This window comes from Xenorhabdus vietnamensis (assembly GCF_002127535.1).
GTDB lineage: Bacteria > Pseudomonadota > Gammaproteobacteria > Enterobacterales > Enterobacteriaceae > Xenorhabdus > Xenorhabdus vietnamensis.
The window spans coordinates 1-23,147 of record NZ_MUBJ01000028.1 but is presented as its reverse complement, the minus strand read 5'-3'; the positions used below and the strand labels follow the sequence as shown (position 1 = coordinate 23,147).

At 51.2% G+C, this 23,147-nt stretch carries 27 protein-coding genes; 20 read left to right on the top strand and 7 right to left on the bottom strand.

Annotated elements, in window-relative coordinates; genetic code table 11:
* Positions 1-255, bottom strand: a complete 255-nt coding sequence (locus Xvie_RS17900) for a phosphopantetheine-binding protein (protein WP_208612615.1) — start codon at positions 253-255, stop codon at positions 1-3.
* 17 nt (positions 256-272) lie between these two features.
* Complete coding sequence (locus Xvie_RS17895) at positions 273-1,181, bottom strand: beta-ketoacyl-[acyl-carrier-protein] synthase family protein (protein WP_086110530.1); 909 nt, start codon at positions 1,179-1,181, stop codon at positions 273-275.
* 423 nt (positions 1,182-1,604) lie between these two features.
* Here Xvie_RS17895 and Xvie_RS17890 point away from each other — a divergent pair, with 423 nt between their 5' ends.
* Together Xvie_RS17890 and Xvie_RS17885 are read left to right on the top strand one after the other, a co-directional pair.
* A complete protein-coding gene (locus tag Xvie_RS17890) occupies positions 1,605-1,904 on the top strand; it encodes a hypothetical protein (RefSeq protein ID WP_086110529.1) in 300 nt (99 codons plus the stop codon).
* Complete coding sequence (locus Xvie_RS17885; RefSeq protein WP_167376307.1) at positions 1,891-3,213, top strand: type III PLP-dependent enzyme; 1,323 nt, start codon at positions 1,891-1,893, stop codon at positions 3,211-3,213. Before Xvie_RS17890 ends, Xvie_RS17885 begins: the two co-directional genes overlap by 14 nt.
* Positions 3,214-3,250: 37 nt before the next feature.
* On the opposite strand, the gene Xvie_RS21140 is transcribed toward Xvie_RS17885, so the two are convergent.
* Entirely contained in the window at positions 3,251-3,526 is a 276-nt protein-coding gene (locus Xvie_RS21140; protein WP_139838879.1) for a hypothetical protein, read from the bottom strand.
* A gap of 311 nt (positions 3,527-3,837) precedes the next feature.
* A complete protein-coding gene (locus Xvie_RS24230) occupies positions 3,838-3,969 on the bottom strand; it encodes a hypothetical protein (RefSeq protein ID WP_279625684.1) in 132 nt (43 codons plus the stop codon).
* 118 nt (positions 3,970-4,087) lie between these two features.
* On the opposite strand from Xvie_RS24230, the gene Xvie_RS17875 reads away from it, so the two are divergent.
* From Xvie_RS17875 to Xvie_RS17805, 15 genes are all read left to right on the top strand, one after another.
* Positions 4,088-5,035, top strand: coding sequence for a 3-oxoacyl-[acyl-carrier-protein] synthase III C-terminal domain-containing protein (locus tag Xvie_RS17875; protein ID WP_086110526.1), 948 nt, complete (start codon positions 4,088-4,090; stop codon positions 5,033-5,035).
* A gap of 15 nt (positions 5,036-5,050) precedes the next feature.
* Complete coding sequence (locus Xvie_RS17870; protein ID WP_086110525.1) at positions 5,051-6,592, top strand: class I adenylate-forming enzyme family protein; 1,542 nt, start codon at positions 5,051-5,053, stop codon at positions 6,590-6,592.
* Positions 6,593-6,601: 9 nt separating this feature from the next.
* Entirely contained in the window at positions 6,602-6,865 is a 264-nt protein-coding gene (locus Xvie_RS17865; protein WP_086110524.1) for an acyl carrier protein, read from the top strand.
* On the top strand, positions 6,862-8,388 hold the full coding sequence (locus Xvie_RS17860) for an AMP-binding protein (RefSeq protein ID WP_086110523.1): 1,527 nt from the start codon (positions 6,862-6,864) through the stop codon (positions 8,386-8,388). The genes Xvie_RS17865 and Xvie_RS17860 overlap by 4 nt, the downstream gene beginning before the upstream one ends.
* The gene (locus tag Xvie_RS17855; protein WP_139838878.1) at positions 8,357-9,874 is read left to right on the top strand and encodes an AMP-binding protein; all 1,518 of its coding nucleotides are present in this window, start codon (positions 8,357-8,359) and stop codon (positions 9,872-9,874) included. The genes Xvie_RS17860 and Xvie_RS17855 overlap by 32 nt, the downstream gene beginning before the upstream one ends.
* Before the next feature lie 93 nt (positions 9,875-9,967).
* The gene (locus tag Xvie_RS17850) at positions 9,968-11,041 is read left to right on the top strand and encodes an acyl-CoA dehydrogenase family protein (protein ID WP_167376306.1); all 1,074 of its coding nucleotides are present in this window, start codon (positions 9,968-9,970) and stop codon (positions 11,039-11,041) included.
* Positions 11,038-11,667, top strand: coding sequence for a hypothetical protein (locus tag Xvie_RS17845; protein ID WP_086110520.1), 630 nt, complete (start codon positions 11,038-11,040; stop codon positions 11,665-11,667). The genes Xvie_RS17850 and Xvie_RS17845 overlap by 4 nt, the downstream gene beginning before the upstream one ends.
* Entirely contained in the window at positions 11,660-12,502 is an 843-nt protein-coding gene (locus Xvie_RS17840) for an alpha/beta hydrolase (protein ID WP_086110519.1), read from the top strand. Before Xvie_RS17845 ends, Xvie_RS17840 begins: the two co-directional genes overlap by 8 nt.
* Positions 12,492-13,439, top strand: coding sequence for a 3-oxoacyl-[acyl-carrier-protein] synthase III C-terminal domain-containing protein (locus Xvie_RS17835; protein WP_167376305.1), 948 nt, complete (start codon positions 12,492-12,494; stop codon positions 13,437-13,439). Before Xvie_RS17840 ends, Xvie_RS17835 begins: the two co-directional genes overlap by 11 nt.
* A gap of 187 nt (positions 13,440-13,626) precedes the next feature.
* A complete protein-coding gene (locus tag Xvie_RS17830; protein WP_167376304.1) occupies positions 13,627-14,751 on the top strand; it encodes an acyl-CoA dehydrogenase family protein in 1,125 nt (374 codons plus the stop codon).
* On the top strand, positions 14,748-15,614 hold the full coding sequence (locus Xvie_RS17825) for a hypothetical protein (RefSeq protein ID WP_086110516.1): 867 nt from the start codon (positions 14,748-14,750) through the stop codon (positions 15,612-15,614). Before Xvie_RS17830 ends, Xvie_RS17825 begins: the two co-directional genes overlap by 4 nt.
* Positions 15,605-16,537, top strand: coding sequence for a beta-ketoacyl-[acyl-carrier-protein] synthase family protein (locus Xvie_RS17820; RefSeq protein ID WP_086110515.1), 933 nt, complete (start codon positions 15,605-15,607; stop codon positions 16,535-16,537). Before Xvie_RS17825 ends, Xvie_RS17820 begins: the two co-directional genes overlap by 10 nt.
* Positions 16,538-16,551: 14 nt before the next feature.
* Positions 16,552-17,889 carry a cytochrome P450 gene (locus Xvie_RS17815; protein ID WP_167376303.1) on the top strand — a complete coding sequence of 446 codons (1,338 nt, stop codon included), beginning with the start codon at positions 16,552-16,554 and terminating at the stop codon, positions 17,887-17,889.
* The gene (locus Xvie_RS17810; protein WP_086110513.1) at positions 17,886-18,539 is read left to right on the top strand and encodes a GIN domain-containing protein; all 654 of its coding nucleotides are present in this window, start codon (positions 17,886-17,888) and stop codon (positions 18,537-18,539) included. Before Xvie_RS17815 ends, Xvie_RS17810 begins: the two co-directional genes overlap by 4 nt.
* 32 nt (positions 18,540-18,571) lie before the next feature.
* Positions 18,572-19,345 carry a 2OG-Fe(II)-dependent halogenase WelO5 family protein gene (locus Xvie_RS17805; protein WP_086110512.1) on the top strand — a complete coding sequence of 258 codons (774 nt, stop codon included), beginning with the start codon at positions 18,572-18,574 and terminating at the stop codon, positions 19,343-19,345.
* A gap of 202 nt (positions 19,346-19,547) precedes the next feature.
* Here Xvie_RS17805 and Xvie_RS21720 read toward each other — a convergent pair whose 3' ends face one another.
* Positions 19,548-19,709 carry a hypothetical protein gene (locus tag Xvie_RS21720; RefSeq protein ID WP_167376302.1) on the bottom strand — a complete coding sequence of 54 codons (162 nt, stop codon included), beginning with the start codon at positions 19,707-19,709 and terminating at the stop codon, positions 19,548-19,550.
* 227 nt (positions 19,710-19,936) lie between these two features.
* On the opposite strand from Xvie_RS21720, the gene Xvie_RS17800 reads away from it, so the two are divergent.
* Complete coding sequence (locus Xvie_RS17800) at positions 19,937-20,116, top strand: hypothetical protein (RefSeq protein ID WP_086110511.1); 180 nt, start codon at positions 19,937-19,939, stop codon at positions 20,114-20,116.
* Positions 20,117-20,319: 203 nt separating this feature from the next.
* On the opposite strand, the gene Xvie_RS17795 is transcribed toward Xvie_RS17800, so the two are convergent.
* Complete coding sequence (locus tag Xvie_RS17795) at positions 20,320-20,550, bottom strand: HigA family addiction module antitoxin (RefSeq protein ID WP_279625685.1); 231 nt, start codon at positions 20,548-20,550, stop codon at positions 20,320-20,322.
* Between the two features lie 173 nt (positions 20,551-20,723).
* Between Xvie_RS17795 and Xvie_RS17790 the strand changes: the two genes are divergently transcribed.
* Together Xvie_RS17790 and nadS are read left to right on the top strand one after the other, a co-directional pair.
* Entirely contained in the window at positions 20,724-21,056 is a 333-nt protein-coding gene (locus Xvie_RS17790) for a type II toxin-antitoxin system RelE/ParE family toxin (protein WP_086110509.1), read from the top strand.
* Between the two features lies 1 nt (position 21,057).
* Positions 21,058-21,342, top strand: a complete 285-nt coding sequence (gene nadS / locus Xvie_RS17785) for a NadS family protein (protein ID WP_086110508.1) — start codon at positions 21,058-21,060, stop codon at positions 21,340-21,342.
* 70 nt (positions 21,343-21,412) lie between these two features.
* Here nadS and Xvie_RS17780 read toward each other — a convergent pair whose 3' ends face one another.
* Positions 21,413-22,462: a tyrosine-type recombinase/integrase gene (locus Xvie_RS17780; RefSeq protein WP_244175715.1), complete on the bottom strand. Its 1,050-nt coding sequence runs from the start codon at positions 22,460-22,462 to the stop codon at positions 21,413-21,415.
* Positions 22,463-23,147: the final 685 nt, after the last annotated feature.

Below are 23,147 nucleotides of genomic sequence, written 5' to 3'. Positions count from 1 at the left end.
TCAGTCTTCCACCGCTGTGGTCTGTGACTCAATGAATTCAATCAGTGAATGGACGTTATTGAACTCCGACTGGCCTATCAGATCAGGGTCAAACAACAAGCCATCAATCATATCCTCCAACGTCAGCAGAAATTGAACAAATAGCACCGAGTCTAAATCCAGGTCGTCGTCAAAATTGGTATCCAACGTGATCGTCACCAGATCCGTTTCCAGCACAAGCTTTAGAGCCGATTGAATATGTTGCATTGTCGTCATAGGATTCTCCATTAAAATTACAATGTATTTCGCTTGAGATGTACCGCTGAAAAAGTCATGCCCATTCCAGCTGCAAACATCAAAGCGTTGTTGGAATCAGTCTCTTTAAGACTGGTGATAAAATTGATAAACACATCAGAGCAAAACGTGTGGCCGAGTGAACTTAGGTTGCCCACATACAGACGCTCGCCCCAGCCACAGTCGAGGGCTAGCCTTTTTAAAATCGGAAGATTGAGGTTGTAGGGTAAAATGGTTGCTTCCTTACACACCATTTGACGCCGCAGAAAATCCCGCAGTGACGGGTAAAACGTTTCCATCATAGAGCGCCTGGTTTCGGGCTTCATGTGTTCAGGGGAAGCGTAATACGCGCCTAAGTGTTTAACCTCACTGGCGGTGATACGCCAACGCCCCTGTGTCGGGTGGAGGAAGGTTGCGGTGGCCATTTCTCCGAGCGCTGAAACTGACATTTTGTTAAATGGTGCCAGGCTTTTTTCACCACACAGAACAATAATGGGCCGGGTCTCCCCATGAGCGTGTAATCGGGATGCCAGATGCAGTGCACTCAAACCTGATGCACAGTGGTTCATACTGAGAGTAAAACCAGACCAACGAATCAACCCTGCCTCCGTCAGCAGTGTGCCCAACCAGTCCTGATCAAACAAGGTGTTGTGCGTTTGAGTTTTGGTGTAAATCACCAGCCCTTCTGCCTCTCGCAAATCCGCGTGCCTGATCAGCAGCGCATTCAGCGCCTCGTTGAGCATGTCACTATGAGCATAAGGCTGCATCACCACTGAGTGCTGAGAGTACAAACGCTGCAGCACTCTGACTTCTTTATCCGATAACGCATGGCTGTCAGATAGGGACGACAGCGCATATAAGGTGGCTGGGGATCTCTCATTACAGGTTACATCTACGATATAACTCATCACACGGCCTCCTTTTGGGGGTAACTCATGCTCGGGGATCTATGACGTCATTAAAATCTGGGGAGAAATGTAAAAGTGTTTAAGGAAAAAGATTTGACTGAAATTGTTATTAATCACTTTGTCTTTACTAAAATTATTTCTCAACGCCAATGAAACATAGAAAATAACAAGAGAATGGACAAAATATATCCCTAAAAAATCCATCCTGAGACACTAAAGCCTGAAAGTGGCGGTAGCAAAAATAGTTACATCACAAATATTATTGGCATTTTATTTTTCTAAAAAAACAGATTTCAAATCTGCATCTTCCAGTTGAACGGAGGTAACCAAAAAATAACATTTAAATAGATTCCACAATCTTGGTCAAAAATTGCCATCAATCCTATTTAATATATTCAATAGTTAACCCAAAGGGAGTTCAAAATGGTAATCAATGAACAGAGCCTTCAAAGATTAATATTAAAAGAGCTCGAGAAAGTCGGCTGTAAAAAAGAAACTCTTAATCATATTTCGAATGGCCATGAAATCTATGGCGACAACGGTGTGCTCGATTCCTCCTCTCTGGTCCAGTTTATTGCTGGATTGAGCGAATGGGTCGAAGAACACACCAACGGAAATATCGACCTTTTTTCCTTTATGGACACGCAGTTTCTATATAATTTCCGAGATATTACTTCTATTTCTAATTATCTTTCTGGGCACATCAGCAATGCATCAATTTAACTTTGAAACGACGGCTCTTCATGCTCAGCAAATCGAAGAGGTCACCTACCTCCGGTTGGCCAAGTCGATAGGCACCCCTTTTTACGCTTACAGCTGTGCTCAGCTCAAACACGACCTACAGAAGCTGATGAGCACCATGCCTGAGGAACTGAATTTTTTATATTCGCTCAAAGCCAATCCCAACATGTCGCTCGTCAACGTGATCCATCAGCAGGGAGTGGGATGTGAAGTGTGTTCGCTGACGGAACTGGAAACCGCTCTTTGCGCGGGTGCTTCCGCCCGGGACATCATTTTTGTCGGTCCGGGCAAGTCAGACTCCGAGCTGGCCCGCTGCGTTGATCTGGGGATCAAGGCCGTCGTGGTCGAGTCACTCGGTGAGCTACAACGCCTTGAGACGATGGCGGCGCAAACCGGTAAGTCCCAAGCCTTTGCTTTTCGCATCAACCCAAACTTTACCTCTGAAAAAGCACGCCTGGTGATGAGCGGTAAACCGCGTCAATTTGGCATTGACGAAGATGTGGTCATCAATGCCCTCAACCACTTAGACCGTTACCCTCATCTCACCCTGGCCGGAATTCATGTGTATTTAGGCACCCGCATTCTCCTTGCTGAGGCCGTCATTGATAATACACGCAATATCCTTTCGCTGGCTGAGCACATCGAAGCCAAACTGTCTCATCCGCTGTCTTTTGTCGATATTGGAGGCGGGCTGGGGATCCCGTATTATCCGAAAGAGCAGTTTCTTGATCTCGACGCCACCGCCCAAGGATTGGCGCCACTCATTACTCAGTTTCAGGCCAACCACCCCGACACGCGTCTGATCATGGAGCTTGGCCGCTACATCGTCGCCCGCGCCGGGATATTTGTCACTACGGTGCGCGATATCAAGTCGTCCAAAGGCAAAACCTTCGCCATCTGTGATGGCGGTTCCAACTGTCATGGCGCTGCCGCAGGAATAGCCATCCGTAAAAATTTTCCCATCAAGCGTCTGGGCGCCGCAAGTGATGCCGAGCACAGTGAGGACTACATGATCACCGGCCCACTGTGTACTCCAACGGATTTAATTGGTAACGCTGTGACCTTACCTCAATTACAGGTTGGCGATCTGATAGGCGTGTTTCACTCCGGGGCATATGGTCCCACAGCCTCGCCCGTCAACTTTCTCAGTTTTGGTCAACCGGCCGAAGTCCTTATTGATGGTGATACCGCCATCCAAATCCGCCAACCTGAGCATCTCAAGCACGTGCTCGCTCAGCAGCTTCCTATGCCGGTGCAACTGGTCAGCGCCACTCACTCAGCGGTGAAGTAACCCGAAATGCCAATACGTCTAGACACTCGACACTACGTTACTCATCACTCAACACCACAGCCCGTTCACCACCCGAGAGTGACGTGTGACGAGGACGAGCTCGCGGCTTTCCTTCGAACACGCAGCAGATCGTTGGGAATACGGAGTGGTGATCCCGAGCAACTGGTCGCACAGTGGCAACATCAACCGAAACAGGCCTCGTTTCTGACCATAACGCAAACTCTGCTCGCTGAGCTGGCTCTGCCCTGCGGAGAATCCCTGGAATTGGTGCTGTTTTGCCATTGGAGTACCGATTGCGAGTTTGGGCATTCAATCAGCAATTATATTGTCGATCAATGTAAAGCTCAGAGCGCCTTCGCCTTCGCCATCAGTGATTCTGGCCCCGTCGCTCCATTCGTGGCCTACGCTCTCATCCGTCAGTGGTCACTCACGACCGGTCGTGCTCTGGTCGTTACGGTCGATCAGTCCAGCCACTTACATCACAGTGTCCTGTTGTCCGATCACCTGACCGACAACGTTGGAGCTGCAATGGTGTGGTCTTGCGCTGAGGGAAACGGACTCTTCAGTGGCTATTACTCTGTCGCTTCAAATGCCGGCTTCTCGCACGGCGAATGGGTTGCCACCCTACAGGCGGTCTGCCCCTTTGATCTCAGCAAGGCGCGAATAGTCACCGACACCAGCAGTCAGGCGTACTGGCCAGCAGGCCATCTTGCCACTGTGTTCGATGATGGTGCCCCGAGCGCGTGGCCTTTTCATCTGGCGAAGCCCTGGCTGGCAGAACTATCGGACACCAGTGTGTCGCTAAGCGGTTTGGTACTCTGCCGGACATACCGAGACACCACGCACCTACTGTGGTTCTATTCGGAGAACAGCCATGAAAATAATTGATGTTGCTACCTATATCAACCCCGAACTCACGGGTCTGGATGCCCTCAATGAGCGCTATCAGTGGGGAGAGCGCAATCAAAAAATCTTCCGCCGATTTCTCAAGCTCGAATCAAGCTGCCTGTTTCCCGATAACACTCTGCCTGAGTTGCTGCAGACCGCATTACAGAGCTTGCTGGCCGGGCACAAAGAGAAGCGCTCCGCGATCATGTATGTCATTTATGCGCACTCTTTGCACGCAACATACCCATTCGAAATGCGGCTCATTGAGCAGTGGTGCCACCAACACATCGGCGCCCACGTGGAGTCCTTATCAGTGACCCAAGGATCGTGTGCGTCGTCTTTGTTGGGGATCGAATTTTTACAACGCGTACTCGACCGTAAATCCGCGCACGAAGCACCGCAATACGCCATCCTGCTGACCGGGGATAAGTGCTTTCACGACACTGTTCAGTATGTCGACCAAAACGGCCTGTTTGGCGAAGGATGCAGTGCGACCTTACTGACCAATGACGACAATGCTCTGGGTCTGACCATCACGAGTCTTGCTTGGAACACCCTTGGTGCGATTAGTCACCGTACCGTCAGTAGCAGCCGTGAACAGGCCAACGCTTACGACCGTGCCTTCATTCCTATAATGACCGACACCATAGAGCAGGCACTCCAGGCCGCTCAAATCGAACCACAGCAGGTTGAAGCCATGTTGCCCTATCACATGAGTCCACCGACATTCGATCGTTTGGTCGACCGGCTGAACATTCCACGTGAGCGAATTTACCGCAAAAACCTTTACTGCATCGGGCACTGCTTTTGTGGTGATGCGTTTATCAACCTCCACGACTATTGGCGACTGGAGAAACAGCGACGCACCGGCGGCCCCATTCTGTGTATGGCCGCCGGCGTGGCAGGCACCTTTAGTGCGTTAGTGCTTACCTAGTTCAAAAGGGATCTTATGTATTCAAACAAATTCGTTCTCAGTCACTACCTCGATGCCAGCGCCGCCCTGTTTGGTACGCAGATAGCAGTGATAGATGAGAAACAACAACTCACCTACCAACAGCTCCGCTCTGACGCACGACAGCTAGCCCACACTTTCCAGGCGTACGGTGTCACCAGAGGAGACCGCGTAATGTTGTACCTTGCCAACTCCATCGCGTTTGTCCGCGCCTTTTGGGCGGCACAATACATCGGTGCCGTTGCCGTGCCCATCAATCCGGACACTAAAGCCGAAAAAATAGCTTGGTTGATCGCGGACAGCACAGTCAACCTGCTTATCGTCGACGGTGATTCGCAGCCAACGGCCAAGCAGGCCCTCAGCATGACCGAGCCCGCCCCTTATCTGCTCGACATCAATGATGTCCCAGATGTGAAAAGGAGCCTTGAGACCGCCCTGTCTGTGTCCGTGCCGATTTCCACCGACCTCTCGACCATCATCTACACATCCGGATCCACCGGGCAGCCCAAAGGGGTCATGCTCAGCCACAGAAACATGGTCGCAGCCTCACACTCAGTGGCCGCGTACCTCGATCTCGATCCAACCGACCGTATTTTCTGTGCCCTGCCACTGACATTTGACTATGGTCTGCATCAGGTCACAATGTCGGCCTTAGTCAGCGCAACCCTGATTGTCGAACGCAACTTCGCACAACCGCTGTTTTCGTTGCACCGCCTCGTTAAGCAGCAAGCTACCGTACTGCCCATCGTCCCGACGATGCTGAGCGTGATCGCCCCGCTGGCCAGCCGCTTCGATTTGTCGAGTATTCAAACCATCACAAACACGGCCGCAGCCCTCCACCCCGAGGCCATTGATCAATTGCACTCGCTGTTCCCATCCGCGCGCGTGTTTTCGATGTATGGACTCACCGAATGCCATCGCTGCACCTACATGCCTCCACACCAATTGGCATTACGCAAAGACAGCGTTGGGATCGCAATCCCCAACACCGAACTCTGGGTGGTTGATGAACAGGGCCAGGCGCATACCCGCAATGCTACCGGCGAACTGGTGATCCGAGGCGATACCGTGATGGTGGGATACTGGCAAAATCCCCAGAAAACTGCAGAAAAGCTCAAACCAGGCCGCTATGGGACAGAACACGTACTGTATACTGGCGATATCTGCCGTCTTGACGATCAGGGCTATCTTTATTTTGTCGGGCGCCAGGACGAAATACTCAAATCCTGTGGCGAAAAAGTGGCACCAAAAGAAGTTGAAAGCGTCATTTATCAATACCCCGGCATCCAACAGGTGGTGGTGATCGGCGTTCCGCATCCGGTCTACGGGGACGAAATCATCGCCTGGATTGAAACCGATCGACCACTTGAGGAAACTACTATCAAGCATTGGTGTAAGTCGAAACTCGAATCTTACATGGTGCCACATCGTGTGTATGCGCGTAGTTCGTTGCCACGTAACAATAACGGAAAAATTGACAAGCCCCAACTTCAAGAATGGAGCCAAACGGCCTCAACCTCCGAACCTAACCACTCATAAGGAACTCCTATGCAAGACTACGTTCAAAAAGTCATTCACGCTATCAGCCTAGTCCTCGATAACGACGACGTCTCTGAGCTCCACTCTGGAACGCGGATAGAACGCGACCTTGGCTTCGACAGTGGCCTGTACATTGAACTGATTATGTATCTTGAGGATACCGTCGAAGGCCTGCATATCGACCCGGCGACGCTTGAGATCAGTAACTTTGAATCCGTTGGTAGCATTGCCAAATTCATCGCTAACGCCACCTCATCAACGGTGGTGGCATGAGTGTCGCGTACTCCTCCATGGTGACGATATTTAACACGTTTCGTCATAATGCCTCCCCCACTTACCATCATGTTGAAGGGGATCTCAGCTATCAGGCGCTGTTTGACAACGCAGCGACGTTGGCCAGCACACTGCGCGAATCTGGTCGGGAGCCCGTGCTCATTTATGGTCATAAGAACCGTGCCTACCTGGTCGCATACTGGGCGTGTATTCTTGCAGGGCGTACTTTCGTTCCCGTCGAAACTGACAATCATCAGTCTAGAGTGGCGGCCATCGCCACTCAGTCCGGCGCTACTCTCGTGCTCAATACCACCGCATCGCCACTGAACAGCGTGGTGACCATCCCCGTCCGTCCCGTGTCCCTTGAAACGACTTTAAGCACGCAGGAGCGTGAACAGATTGCTCAGTTCTGGCGCACTCAGACCGCAACGTTCACTGACCAGGACACAATGTATATGATGTTTTCCTCCGGGACCACCGGAGCGCCGAAAGGGATCTTGGTTAGCTATGGCAACACCGCCGATTTCATTGGCTGGCTCAAACACGCGTTTCCGCTGCATGGGGCTATCAGTGGCAATATCCGCTACTGCTTCGATGTTTCCTTGTACGAGCTATGGTTGGCTTGGCTGCACGGCCAGCCTATCTCGTCACTTGATCACAGCGATATGATCAACACCCGTAAAGCGATTCAGCGCCATCGTCAACACGGTACGACTACGTGGGTTTCGACCCCTAGTATGACGGCCTGTTACCTCAAGGATCATCAGTTTGATGCCGAGGCACTGCCGGATCTTTCACGCTTTATCTTCTGCGGGGAAGTGCTGTCGAAATCTTTAGTCAACACCTTGCGCGCCAAATTTCCTCAGGCCGCCATCATTAACACCTATGGGCCGACAGAGTGCACTGTGGCTGTGACCAGCATCGAAATCCAGGCACAGCACCTTGCCGACACACGGCCTCTGCCTGTTGGGCAAGTGCGACCGAACAGCCAGGTGTTGGTCGATCCCCATACTCAGGAGATCCTGATTCAAGGCGCCTCAGTAGGCAATGGCTACTTAGAGGCAGGGACCGAACAGGCGCAAAAATTTGTCTCCCTCGCGACGCCGGCGACCCGTCGCTATCACACAGGAGATCTCGGCCAACTCGATGGCGATACCCTGTACTTTCTCGGGCGCACCGATCGTGAGATCAAAGTGCAAGGTCACCGCGTTGATCTGAACGTTATTGAAAAAGCACTCCATACTCTGCCGGGTATTGAAGAGGCGTTCGTTGAGCCCTGGGTTCGCAAAGGACAAATTCAGGCACTTAGAGCCTTTGTCAAAGCGCCGCCACAGATGCCGCTTACCCATTACGCCGACGCGCTGTCAGCCCAGATTCCTCCGTATATGGTGCCAAAATTCTGGTACTCCATGGAGACCCATCACTTAAGTCTCAACAGCAAGCTCGACCGTGGTTCGGTAGCCGAGACCGCTTTAAAACAAGGAGAGTGTTTTGTTTTCCACTATGATTCAGTCAATTGTTGATCGCTTCCATGCAACACCCGAGGCGATTGCACTAGTTCACCAAGAGGACTCGATTTCGTTCGCCACGCTGGGCCAACGTGTGCAGGCCGTCTTGACCTTACTGGGGCAGCTCCGTCCGACATTTTGTGTCATCTACGGACACAAAGAAATCGACACAGTTGCCAGTATACTGGCATGCACGTTCGCGAACGTGCCGTTCAGTGTTGTCGACACAGCTAACCCCTATAAACGCGTACTCCAGGTTCAGGCGGTTCAACAGAGTGACTGCCTGCTGTTAGGTACATCAGGCTATCAGCAGCATTGCTCGGCTTCCCCTAATATTCATGATATTACCAGTCTCGCAGGCCAGCCCTTTACCCTACACCGCAGTACCGAACGCAGTGCGACAGACCCTTTCTATGTTCTGACCACCTCAGGCAGCTCGGGGATGCCGAAGGGTGTAAAGATAAGCTACGATAATTACGCTCATTTCCATCACTGGTACGGTGCCTTGTTGCAGGCCAATGCCCCACAGGGAATGCACGTCAACCACGCGTGTCTATCGTTTGACATGGGCATTTTGGATCTGGTGTCGAGTTTGGCTGCCCATCAGGCGGTCTGCATGCTGCCGCACGCGTTTAATGCCATGCCGAGGCAGAATCTTAAACTCCTGACCCAGTGTGAGCAAGCTCACGCGACCAGTTGGTTTTCCACACCGAGCTTTCTGGAAATGATGTGTTTGGATCCCAAGTTCAACGGACAAACCCTGCCTGAGCTGACGCTGTTCTTCATCGGCGGTGAATTTGTCTCTCCCGCCCTGATTGACAGCCTTGCCACCCGTTTCCCTCGTGCCACGCTGCGTCATGCCTACGGCCCGACCGAGACCAGTTGCGTCACTCATGCCCACCCAATCCGCTCGGTCGATCTCTCGACAATTCTGTCACTCGGGGTACCGATGGGCAACAACCGCATACAGATTGAGTCGTCCGAAGGGACGCCGCTGGCCAGCGATGAAATTGGTGAAGTTGTGATCTATGGCCCCCAAGTGGGACATGGCTATGTGCCCCAGTCACACCCCAGAAACATCGCCTTTGGCCAACATCAGGGTGAACGGTACTACCGCACCGGAGATATGGGCTACCTCGATCGGGCAGGTCACCTGTTTCTTATAGGCCGCGAAGACGGCCAGGTCAAGTGGCGAGGCAACCGGATTGAGCTATGCGAGATTGAAACCGTCGCCGCCCGTGATCCCAACGTGACGCATTGTGCGGTTCTGCCCATCTACGAAAACAATACCGTCACGGAGCTGATTCTGTTCGCCCAACTGCGCGATCGCTCCTCAGAGCAGCAAACGGCGTTTACCAACCATCTGCGTTGCCATTTACCTAAATACATGGTGCCGTCGTGCTGTAAGTTTTTGTCTCAAATACCCATAAATCTGCACGGCAAGATTGATCGTCGGCAGCTCAGTACCTTATGGCACGAGCCAACCCCCTCTGTACTTTAACTTGAAATGGAATCCGCCATCATGCTATCACCTCAACTTGAGGCCATCCGCCACCTCGTCACAGGCACTTGTTCAGAGGGCAGAACTCTGGGCATGCAACTCGAGCAACACAGCCTGCACTACCAGGCTACCACCGAGTTTTCTCTTGCGCCACAAATCAACCGCCTTGGACTGACCGAGCAGTTTAACCCATCGCCGTTAGTGCTCGATAACGGCGATGTGCTGCACACACTCAGCGTGGAACAGCGCTGCGTCCTGTATGAGGCCTTGGCCTATGTCGACCCCAATCTGATTTTTTCTTGCCCCACTCCCGGCATGGCGGGCTTTGTTTTGCAGGCAATGGGCAATGATGAGCAACAGGAACGTTTTTTCGGCCGCTTTCGCGATCGTCTGAGTTGGAGTTGCTACGCCATGAGCGAGCCAGGCGTCGGATCAGACGCTGGCAATATTGCCAGCACCGCGACCAAGGTCGACGGTGGCTATCTCATCAATGGAGAAAAGTACTTCATTGGCAATGGTGCGCACGCCGATATCGGGGTCGTGTTTGCCCGCACTAACCCTGGCCCAATTGGCACGGATGTGTTCCTGTTCGAACCGGATCGTCTGGAAGGCTTGCACCGAACACGCCTCAACACCTATGGCGTTCCAGGCAGCGCGATTGCTCATCTGAAGTTTGACAACGTATTTGTCGATGACGATGCCTTACTGGGAGCACACCTCAAACCGACCCAGCGTTTTTCCGGTGCAGCCATTACAACTTTCGACAGCTTACGCCCGTGCGTCGGGGGCCTGACCTTGGGCACCGTTCGGGCCTTGGTAGAACATGCAGAACAGCAAGGGGCGATTGCCCGAACTTACCACCACAAATGGCTCCAGCAAGCACAGCGTGAACTTGCCTCTTCACTGGCTCAACTTTTGGATATCGCCAGACGTTTTGATCAGGGGCAGAAGGTGTCCCAAGCGGTTGGCCTAGCCAAAGCAAAAGCCGTGCAAACAGCCGAATCCGTGTGCGATGCGCTGCTCCATCGCCTCGAGCCTGGCGCACTGGCCTCCGATCCACTATTGGCCAAGCTCTATCGCGATCTGAAAAGCTTTGAATACGCCGAAGGCACACGCCAGATCCACTTTCTTAATGCCCACAAGCAGTTTCAAGAGGCCACACGATGACACGGCCGTCCCTCCGCCGTCCCCAAGACGTTCAGTCTTTATGGCTAAACGCGTTCGAACATTTGGTGCCGGTGATACAAACGACCTCCCTCACCCCATCTGAGTACGATCTCATTTCCCCTTGGCGCACGCTGAACGGAGAAGTGGCACAAGATAAACTGCTCAAAGCTTCATCCGCCTTCCCAACCTTACCAGACTGGATGAGACACTGTACCAGTCAATCGCCTAGGTTGGCCATTCTGTATGTCCATCGCTATACAAAGCTCGACTGCAGAACGCCATTTTTACCGTGGCTAATCCACCAGATTGGCGGGAGCGTTCGCAATCTCGGCTTACGGCATAATGACACCCGGCTCTCACCAGCACACCTCAATCTGGCCAGCGCTTGGGCTCAGGAAGGCGACAATGTGCTGGTGATTTTTGACCACATTAAAGTCATTGATGCCGCTTCAGAGTCTCAACCGACACCGTTTATCCAGTATGCCCTACTTAGTACCACACCTTGCCCCATGACGGGCTTTACTCCCACGTTACTCGGCTCCACGCTATGCCCTGAACTGCAACTCTTACCGGGATATGACGAGGCCCAAGCCACCCAGTCTATAAGTCAGGTGTTCCATGAGTGAATTGCTTGATCCTGCGCTTCCAGCCCATGCTATAGAAGCATTATGTGGTTATTTTGACCAACCTCGCCACCTGCCGATCCGTAGCCGTGAACGACGCTGGCTAGAGACCCTGAACTTGCACCACCTTGATACCCCCGTCGGACGAGGCCGCCTGTATGAATCAGGCCCCAAATGCGCACCGGCGATCTTACTCATCCACGGCTGGGGCGGTTACACCGGAATGTTTGCCCCGCTGGCTAGCCACTTAGTAACATGCGGTTACCGGGTTGTGCTGCCCGACTTGCTCGGCCACGGTGATACCTCACCCGACTGCGTGTGCCATTTTGGAGCACAGTTGACCTGGCTTAAGCGTCTCCTGTCCGAAGTAGGCCCATGTCAACATGTGATTGGTCACTCACTGGGGGGGGTGTTAGCCACGCTACTGCACGTTACACCATCGTCTCCTTTTCGTTCAGCCACCCTGCTCGGCGCTCCCCAGTCTCTGACGCATGCTTTCCAGCATTTTGTTGACCAGACTCAGTTCCCGACACCACCCGACATGGCTGAAAAGTTGGCTCGTTGGTACTGCACCAGGCACGCTCTGCCGAGCTTTTGTATGGCGGATCATGGCCGCTCATTCACCCAGCACGCCCTGTTCATTCATGGCGGAAAAGACCATCGTTTTGACAGCAGTCAGGCCCACATTAATCATCAGTCATGTCCGCTGCCCACAGATCAAAAACAGCTCATCATTTACGATAACCTCGGCCACCTTGGGATCCTTTATAGTGCAAAGATCCATCATGCTATTTACACTTTTATCGGCCATGCTCAGGAGTCAGAACATGCTATGTAACATTCAAGACATCGCAGTCCATTTTGCCTCGTGCACCCAGTCCGTAGCGGAAGCGGCTGTCTCCCTGGGGCTACTCCCTATAGAAGCGAAAATGTATGAACGTTTCTATGGTCTAAAACACCTGCCGTATGATGCTGAGGGCTCGCTGCTTGATCTGGCTCAACCAGCCATTGAGCGCCTGCTGTACTCTCATCCTGAAATCGACACACACCTCGCCTACGTCGTCCACTGTCATACCATTCCGGCCATCGCGCCATTTGACCATGCTACGTTGGCTCAATACATCCAGACACGCTGCCATCCAGATGTCGAGTTCTGCAGCTACACCATGAGTCACTGCTCTACCGCCTTATCCGCATTGCAGTTTACCGCATCTCTGCTTAACGACGACGAGTACGCCATTTTGCTCATTGCCGAGAAAGCCTTCCATAGGTGGATCCGGCTGGTACCGGATACTACGATCATGGGGGAAGCTGCCTGTGCCGTACTGCTCTCGAAAACCGGTCAGCACTTTCAGGTGCTCGACAATCGCAGTCAACGAGCAGGTCAGTTTGCCCTCAATAATGGATTTGTTACTAACACTTCTAATCAAAAGGCTTTTCAGGAGATCTACCCGACATTTTTATCCCAGCATGTCGAGTGGAGCTTGCACCACATGCAACGGATAGCCCAAGATATTCAATATCTGCTGCCCCATAATGTGAATAAGCCTTCATGGCAACAAGTTGCAAAAAGAATAAACTTTTCTACCGATCAAATTTATCTTAATAATATTGAAAAATACGGGCATTGTTTTGGCTGTGATCCTTTTATTAATCTTTACAGCCTGTGGAAGGAGGGTAAATTGTCTTCCGGTGATGAACTGTTATTGGTCAGTGTCGGGTTGGGCGCTACAGCCAGTTCGGCGCTCATTCTGTGTGGCGACATAATGAATTGATGTATAAAATAATTTTACATCACTATGTGACGTCCTTGATCAAACAACGATTTAAAAATATCTTCAAATTCAGCAACCCCAATCAATTTACCATTTTATTTTCGTCATAATATCTTGAGCGAAAAATTAATTATGGCCAGTTACTGAGCCGGTTGAAATTGCCGTTGTAATTATGGAGAATTGTTCAATGGCCCGCAAAAAAGTGCTCGACTTCAGTTACTTAGATGACCACCTGTTAAAGTTCACCGAATTCGGACCTATATTAGAAACCCAGCCCTATGCGATGGATGCGTTACTCCTAGATGAGCAGCTGATGGCCATATCACATATTGGCCTGCCGAAAACCTACAATCCATATTACGGTGCGCTTAAAATCGAGCACTTCGATCCCGAAGCGTTCCCAGACTTTTTGCAGTTGGTTGAATATATTTCACGTTTCGACGCTAGCTCCATGCTGGCAATGCCAGGTAACTCACTTTCGTGCAGAGCCGTCGAAGTCCTGGGCACCGAGGCCCAGAAGGAACGCTTTTTCCATCCTTTCTTATCCGGCCCGGTCTGGACGTTCTTCGCCGTTTCCGAACCTGATATTGGCTCTGACGCCCAACATATCTCCACCGCCTTAACCCAAGACGACACTGGAGCACTCATCCTCAACGGACACAAGTACTTCATCGGTGGTGCTCAAAAAGCCAGCACAGGTCTCGTGTTTGCCAAACATGGTCATCATTCCCGCCTGGTGATGATTGAACCGGATCAGTACTCGGTGCATTTTCATGTTGAAGCACTGCATCCGTATGGGTTACTTGGTACCGAGCTTTCGGCGCTCACGTTTGACGATCTTCCCGTCACTGAGGCCCAGTTGCTCGGAGGCCCGCAGAACGGTCTCCGCCATGGTATGAATACCATCAGTCACGTGTTTGAAAAACACCGTCCATTGGTCGCGGCCATGGCACTCGGCACCGCATATGGGCTGCTTAACGCCCTCGACAGGCACGGAATCAAAGGGCTTAACCACTACTGGAGACAATATCACTCCTTATATACACTCATGCTGCGCATCGGCGATGATTTTCATGCCGGCAGCGCCAAAGTCCACCTCACCAGTTTGCTGAAAGTGCGTACCTGTCGTCTGGTTGAAAGCGTCGCATACCAGTTAGCTGAACGCTTGCCACGCGAAATCTGGCTGACCGATTACCGCCTGCAAAAACGCTATCGTGATGCGTTTGCTTTTGAATACATGGAAGGTACCAGCAATATCCACCGACTGAACGCCTACCGTTCGTTCACCGCCAGTCAGGGTGTGCCATTATGACATTGACACTCAACCCCGCCCATATCGCCTGCGACACGTTCGGCAACCTAGAAACCTTCGAACCGCAATGGCTGACACAACACGAACACTGGGAAGGATTTATGCAGGCCTTCTTCGAATCCAATGGTCTGACGTATACCCGTGAGTTTGACAGTCGGGTCCAGGCGTGTATTGACGCCGACGATAAAGCAGCCTTCTCGAGCATGATCGACGTGTTGCTGCCGAAAATCACCGACATCACCAGCGTCAAGGACGTGAACACCGTCCTCATGGCGCATTGGACCCCTGATCTTCATCTCGGAACGTCTGTGGTCAATCACGCGATGCATCGTCTCAATTTGTCACCAAACTGCTTTGGTCTGGCGATCAGCGATCGTGGGCTGTCTGCCCCGTTGTTCGCGCTGGAATGCCTGCATCGCAATCTCGATGACCCCAACCACTCTGCTCTGCTGTTGGTCGCTGATCAGAAGAATCTCCTGTATAAATCCGAGCTGATGGCCTGTCTGTCGCCCCTTAACAGCGCGTGCGTGCTCAAACTCGAGACCAACGGCACCGGCTGGCGTTATCAAGGTTACCGTAAAATGCCCAATATTTCCGCTGAGCAATTAGCCGACAGTGTCTGCAAACTCAAAGCCGAACTCGGGCTCCCCGAAGGCACCCCCGTGATCGCCTCCCGCACTTGCCTAGACGCCCTGCCTAACAGCAACGAGCACGTGGCCACAGAACCTCAGTTGCTCTGCAGTGCGCCGTTTTTCGCCTTGAAAGAGCATGGTTACACTGACCGCGACTACTTACTCGTGATCCATGAGCAGAACACACTGTACGCGGTAGGATTACACCACCAGGAGGTGCCATGCGTGTAGCCTCACTATCGGCCCATATCCCGAGTTCGCGTATTTCTGTCCAGAGTCTGGCGGAAATATCGGGCTGTTCCCCTATGGAAGCAAAGGTGTTCAGTCGCCTGTTTGGTATCGACAGCGTCTCAGCCCACTCCGATCGGGAGCCCCCATTGCACGCCATGCAAACGGTCATCAAGGAGTCTCTGCGAGACTTAGGGTCACCGGCGATTGATACCCTCATCTACGTGCACGCGTTTCCAGTCCAGAGTGCGGACAACCAAAGCAGAATAGCTGAACTGATAGACACGATACCTGCTCTCCAATCCGTACGTCACAGTTACGAAGTGGATCAACACAATTGCGCGGGTGGATTTTGGGGACTTTCGATGGCGCAATCTCTTTTAGCGCAGGGCGTTGCTGAGCGGATCGTGATCCTGATTGGCGATAGTTTCCATTCACTGAACCCCGAGCATCGGTATGTGGCTGGCTGCACCATGATGGCCGACGGTTATGCCTCTCTGGTGGTCGACCGGTTACCCGGCCCTTGGCAGATAGAGAGTATCTATACTCATCATGACAGCCAATATCATCAGGGGCTGTTTGGTGACGAACAACAGAATCAGGCCTTCTACCGTGCCCACGATACGCTGGTGAATGAGGCTCTGGAAGCGCTTGACGACCCTCAGCGCCCACATACTGCCATTCTACCGCATAACATAAACAGAGTCAGTTGGTTCAACTACACTCGCTCCTTTCCAGAAACGGGGCAACGGCTGGATCTCTCTCTGTTGCCGGATATCGGCCATTGTTGTGCCGCTGACCCCTTCTTACTGATGAATCGCCATTTCCAAGACCCAGCGGATCAGTCGCAGCGATGGGCCCTACTCTCTGTCGGCTCCGGCGGCTATGTCGGAGCCTGCTCGATCGCTTATACACCCGACCACTAATTGCAGGAATCTTTATGTCAACCACACTCCACTGCCACCGAGTGAGCAATCGTACCCTTCAAGCAAAGGGAATACTCAAAGCCATCGAACAAGCGTATCGACCAGACTGCCCTATGTTCACGCTCAAATTTGACAACGGTAGCCAAATCCTGATTTTGGCCGATTATCGGCACGTTGAGTACTGGCTCGAGCACGACGACCATTTTACCAAAGAGATGCGCAATACACGGACATCATCCGCCCTTGGCCGCATACAGTTCGGACAGAGCCTGACGTTCGCTCAGGACGGTGAGGAATGGCGCCAGTTGCGGACACTGGCCATGCCGACCGTTAACCCAAAGCATCCAGGACTCATGCAAGCTAACCAAGAGGCTGCACAATGGCTGAGCGAATGCTTTTCGGATATTCCCGTTATCGACGATGCATGGTCCCTGTGCCTGGAGTGGGCCACCCGGTGCGTCCTGGCCCCATATTTGGGGCACCAGACCTCTGTAGACACCGCCATTGCACTGATCAGACACCATCAGGAAGTGTTCTTTCATCTGGTACAACAAGCGGAACACCATGATAAAGCCGCGCTGTATCTCGACCCACGGGTCCATGCTTTTCGCACCGAAATAGCACAGATTCTGGACGCGGCGCTTTGTCACCCTGATCGCGATGAAAGCACCCTGCTAGGACAGCTCGCCAAACACCTAGATATCGAACACAACCCAGCGCAAAAAGCCTTTCTCACCGATTTTCTGATGGGCAACCTGCTGGGCAGCGTCGACAATCCTGCCTCAACCTTACTGTGGTGTCTGATCCATCTAGCCCGTAACCCCGAGGTCATCGCTCAAATTCGTCAGGAAAGCCATAACATGGCACACCGGGGTTGGAGTATACAGCGCAGCCCCGTCACCATAGCGGCCATCAAAGAGTGTTTAAGACTCTCACCCGTTCAGCCTCTGGTTGAGCGCTGTACGTCGCGCAACATTATCCTTGATGGTGTAACCATCGCTAAAGGCACGCACGTCCTATTCTGCTCCTGGCTGATCCATCGCGATCCGCAGTGCTGGCCCCTGCCACTGGAGTTTGACATCGAGCGCTTTATGCAACGTCAGCGCCTTAACCCTGCCAAGTACTTCCCATTTGGGGTCGGTCCAAGGATTTGCGCTGGAATGAGTTTAACCCTCCATCAACTGGTTATGTGCCTGCTGACACTCTGCCGCGATCATGACTGGTCTCTGAGCGAGACCGTAACACCACTCCAGCTGCGACCTGAATTCAAACTTAACCTGAGGCCAAGAGGCCCGATTTCCTTACACACAACCACCGACAAAACGGGGCAATTCCAAGAGGAATATTCATGAAAACCAAGCCAATCATTGCGCTTGTGCTTCTTTGTTCTGATCATGTGCAGGCCGCAGAGCAAGATTTTCAACCTCAGTCATTTTCGGTGTTATCGCTCGTCCGAGGCATGAACGTCACCGTTAAATGCGGGGATAGTAATGCGCTAGCTATCAGTGGAAAGGCGAAACTTGTCGATAACCTCACCTGGCAGGTGAACGACGATATCCTAATGATAAACAACACCGCCTACCGTGAGAATGGCTTCGATTTCAACCCAGAGAAGCTGAACGTGACGATCACCACCACCACACCAATCACTACCGTGGACGCGCAGTTTGGCGTAGCGGTCAATATGGCTGCATGCAGCTACGCCAGCGACACATTAAACCTCAACGGCACCATGGGGGCATCCTACACAGTATCTGGCTCCGTTGATACGTTGAACCTTACACTCAACATGGGAGCCGATTTCAACCAAGCCAGTCAGGTTCTGCACATCAATACAGCCAACGTCGAACTGTCAATGGGTGTGGATGCCAATGTCTGTAGCGCACAGCATGCAAAAGGCACTGTTTCGATGGGAGCAAAAGTCGTCGTCGGTGAGCACACAAAAACGGATCAGTTGAAGGTCGATTTTGCTGGTAAACGCAGCCGCCAATCATGCCAATAGCCGCACTCACTAATACTAATTAAGGACATATTATGACACGTTGGATCACCAATGATTTGTGTGAGTTAACCAAAGAAAACATGGATCTGCTGCTCGATTTCAAGATCCCAGGTATCTTGGTCAGGGGGTTTATTGACCCTGAAATCTGCCAGACTGTCGCCGACCGTCTGGTAACAAAGTATGGTCATATGAATGACATTCCCGTTAACCAGCAGGCCATATGCCACAACCGTTATTCCCATATGAAGAAGTCGGTCTATTTCTTCAAGAAGAAACGCGCAGAACAGGAGGTCTCTGATATCTATCGCGATCTCAACATCAATCCGGTTGAGCAAGTGATAGAGGCGCTCAGACGTGATACCCAGCGCGGAGTTGAGATCTATCACGAGGAAGGCTATGGAGACTATTTTGCTGGCGCTTTCCGTAGCTTTAAAGGACATGGAAAGTTGCACATCGACCATGCACCTAGCCACATCCATCAACCTTGGGCCGTTACACAATTGAAGCGCCAGTTAAGCTGGAACATTTATTACACCAACTACCAAGGCAACGGAGGCGAACTGATCATTTATGACACGGTACACTCAAAGGAAAATGAACGCCTTAAGGTAGAGAACGATTACTGCTTTCCATACGATGTGCTCGAGTCCTCCACCCATTGCAAGGTGAAACCCGAAGTGGGTGATCTGGTCATTTTCAACACACAGAACTTCCATGAAATCATGGGACACGGTCAGGGTTGTCGTATTTCACAGACCTCCTTTATAGGGCTGGACGACGACGGCTGTCTTAGACTTTGGTCATAAAGTGATGCTAATTCTTCTCTTAGTATGGTGTTCATAAGTGAGCGGGCCCTGTTGCAAATAACTCTCCGCCGCTAGAGAACCACGCTGCTGGCGGGTCTGATAAACCCGCGTTACGATCATTGCGTACATACGTCCAGATATGTACCCATCGTCAGTTCAGGAAACTGACGAAAGCAAGGGTGCCTTTCTCTTGCAGGGTATTTCAGATTATGCGGTGCTGTTCTTCCAGTTGAAGACGATGTTGCTCCAGCCAGTCTTGATTTCTGCGGAGGGCACTGGTTTTCCTTCTGTTTTCTCTTAAATTTTGCTGAGAGACGGTATTGCGCGCTTTTTTAGCTTCTTCTATATCCTTCATCAGATACAAGTACGATCCGGCAAAAAGCGAACACCGTACCGGCGATATGATGTTATAACAGGGAAGCACTGGAGGGAACGAGTAAAGGCCGTGCAAGGATAAAAATCAGCGAATATGAAAGAGGGGTTTTATCACCGCCATACTACGTAGCTTGCCAACTTGCTGCTATTTTAAATGTGCCGACCTGTTATTTTTATATCGATGATGACGAGGATATCTTCGCAGAGCAGGTTTTAATGCTATATAGAAATAAATTTGGTAGCGGATTAGAAAAAGAACTCATCACTACATTGACAAAGAAAAGCAAAGAATATGAAAAATCCTTCGATGATTTGAAAAATACCTTGGAGGACTTCAAAAAGACTATGGAGCATATCAATCTAGTTCGAAAGGGAGGTCAATATGATGAAGATTAAGTATATTGCTGGTGCAAAGTGCCTTGTTCCTGATATCCTGATGCCATAATTCAGCAAAAACACCCTGTTTTGTTTGGATTTGTGCGCTCAGAAGGCCGGTGTTGATACACCGGCTTTTCTTGTTTGGGATGGTGTCACCTGTGATTGTGCTCCAAGTGGGTAGCACGACACTTATTTAAGTGTCGTAAAAAGGAAAAATAAAGCTATTTTTCTATCGCTGCTGTGTACGCTTCCTGAAGTCTCAGCCACATTTCCGCTGTACTGCCCAGCGCGATAGACAAACGCACCGCCATTGCTGGCGTGACCGCTACACGACCTTCCACCAGCTGCCAAATCGTTGACGGGGAAACATCCATCGCCTGCGCAAGTTCTTTCAGGCTCATATTTAAATGTACCATCTCCTCAGAGATGTAGCACTCCGGATGGGGCGGCATACGTTTAGTCATTTTTATAACTTCCTTAACTCTTTATGTTTCCAGCTCACCCAACACTATTTTGATGAAAAAATAACATTTCGTTATTCGTATTACACTGAAAATTGCAAATCAGGCTGGTAATTTTATCACAAAAGGGGTACTATGTACTCTAATGAAAAGGAGATTTGCCCGTGAGTCATGCAATAGAATTCATTGAAACCAGTTTTTTTACCCGACAAATCAAAGAAATTGCCACTGATGATGAGCTTAAAGAACTTCAACGAGAGCTGATCGAATCGCCGGAAAAAGGCGATCTGATACGTGGTACAGGGGGATTGCGTAAAATAAGAATGGCTATAGGCTCACAGGGAAAAAGCGGCAGTGCCAGAGTGATTTATTTTCTGGCAACCGAAGAAATTATCTATTTGGTGATGGCTTATCCGAAAAGTAAAAAAGACAGCTTAACGGATGCCGAAAAAGCAGAAATGAAAAAACTAACAAAATTACTAAAAGATGAGGTGTAACATGAGTTTTTTTGACGAATTGAAAGCATCCCTCGAAGAAGCCGTTGAAATTAAGCAAGGTAACAAAGCCGCTGCGCGTGTCACTCGGTACGACGTTGCCGATGTGAAGGCGATCCGTGCTCAGCTGAACATTTCACAGGCAGAAATGGCAGAAGCGTTAGGCACCAGCCTTGACACCATCAAAAGCTGGGAACAAAAACGCCGGAATCCTACCGGACTGGCCGCAAAAGTGTTGGCTGTGATACAGGAAAATCCGAATTTCTATAAAGCATTAGCAACGCATTAGCAAAATCCGCCGCCTTTGCCCAGCGTGGTCGGGGAACCGTCAGCTGGGCAAAGGTGCTACGGACGGGGGGTCACGCCTCCGGTTGCCCTTCCACCAGCTCATTCATGACGCTCTTTTTCGCGTCCAGATTGCGGATATAACCCAGCACGGTTTCCGGTTTTGTCCATGTCCCTTCGTGCATGATCTGGGCGAGGCTGTAACCCGATTCGGTCATGTCCTGCGCCGCGCCCACACGGGCGCTGTGGCCTGTCCATGTCGCATAGCGGCCTTTGTTTTGGGGCTGTCTGTCTTCCCCGTGTACCACGTCCCACGCCGCCGCAAAAATCGGTGACAACTTGCGCCTGTCCAGTGGGTTGGTGGTCGTGACCACCGCCTGATTCGAGCGATGCACCGGACAGAACACATAGGCGTCGGGGTGATCGCTCAGGCCGGACACCTGAAGCCATGCCCGCAAGCGGGCCGCGGCACGGGGGCTGAGCGCTTTCACCAGTCCCTGTCCGTCCACCCGTGTTTTGGTGTAACCGACATTCAACAGGAGACTGTCGTCGCGCTGGCCCATCACGTCCCTGACCTTCAGACGACCCAGATTGGACACGCGCAGTAAGGTATTGTAAGCCACAAATAAAAACGCCAGATTACGGACATCTTTCAGTCGGGGGGAGTCCTGCCACGCGGTATCCAGCCGGTTTAAGTCCGCGATACGAAAGGGGATCGCCTGCCCGGTCTGCTCACCCCTCACCACGGCCAGCCGGTGAATTTTTTTCAGTACCCGTTTGACCTGCTGGCTGTCACCGGGGGGAATGAGTCCCGCCTGCCGGTGCAACAGATTCAGCATGGCAGCACAACTGCTGATCGTGGCCGGTGACAGTCCGTTTTCATGCTGTTCCCACAGGTAATCGCGCAGATAATCCGCCTCCACCGGCAGATAAGGCCGCCCCTTGGCAAGACACCACTGGCCCCACTTGCGCACCGTGATCATAAACTGGTTCCATGTGTTGTCAGCAAACGCTTCCTTGTCTTTGATAAAGGCATTCAGGTTACGCAGTATCTCCTCATTCAAATCCGGATTCTCCGCGATCAGTGCCCCGTTACGGCTACCCGTTGTCATTTCCCCGGCCATCAATATCTCCTTTTTTGCGTTCGGTGCGCTGCGTGAAAAGTACGGCGAATAACCCCCGCCTTTTGTCAGATTTCACGTACACGCATCCTGAGTTATTAACAAAAATCGCTGGCGATTTATCACTAGTCGTGACCATTTCAGGTGGTCGCAATCAACATCCTGCCGACATGATACCCGTCGTAATGATTATCATGAGTGATAATCCCATTTTTGACGGTTACGCCCTACTCCTTTTTTTTCAGAATAAGGTGACATAAACCTACTTATGTCACCTTATAAAATGAAGGTCAATTCCGCCTAAAAGTGGGGGAAATGAATGAATGAAATAAATAATAACGATTTTTATAATGAGAATAATTCGCTATAAGAGTAAGCAGACATCTAATTTCGGATAGATATAATCTGAATGATTTTTATTTCTTACGGGACTGTTACCGTTAGGCAGGATTTTCTTCACATTAAGGGAAACGAAGACAATGGAAATCACACATTACACCACAAAAGACATTATGCACATGGCAAAGGAACTGAATCTTACTCTGCGCGACAGCGCCCTCCCGTACACGTCAGGTCAAGAGCGTGAAAGTTTTGTTAAAAACTGGATTTGACTCATCAATATCATTGTGTCCCAATACCCACTTTTTTAAGCCTCTTCTATATCATGGATACTGACGCCTTTTCACTC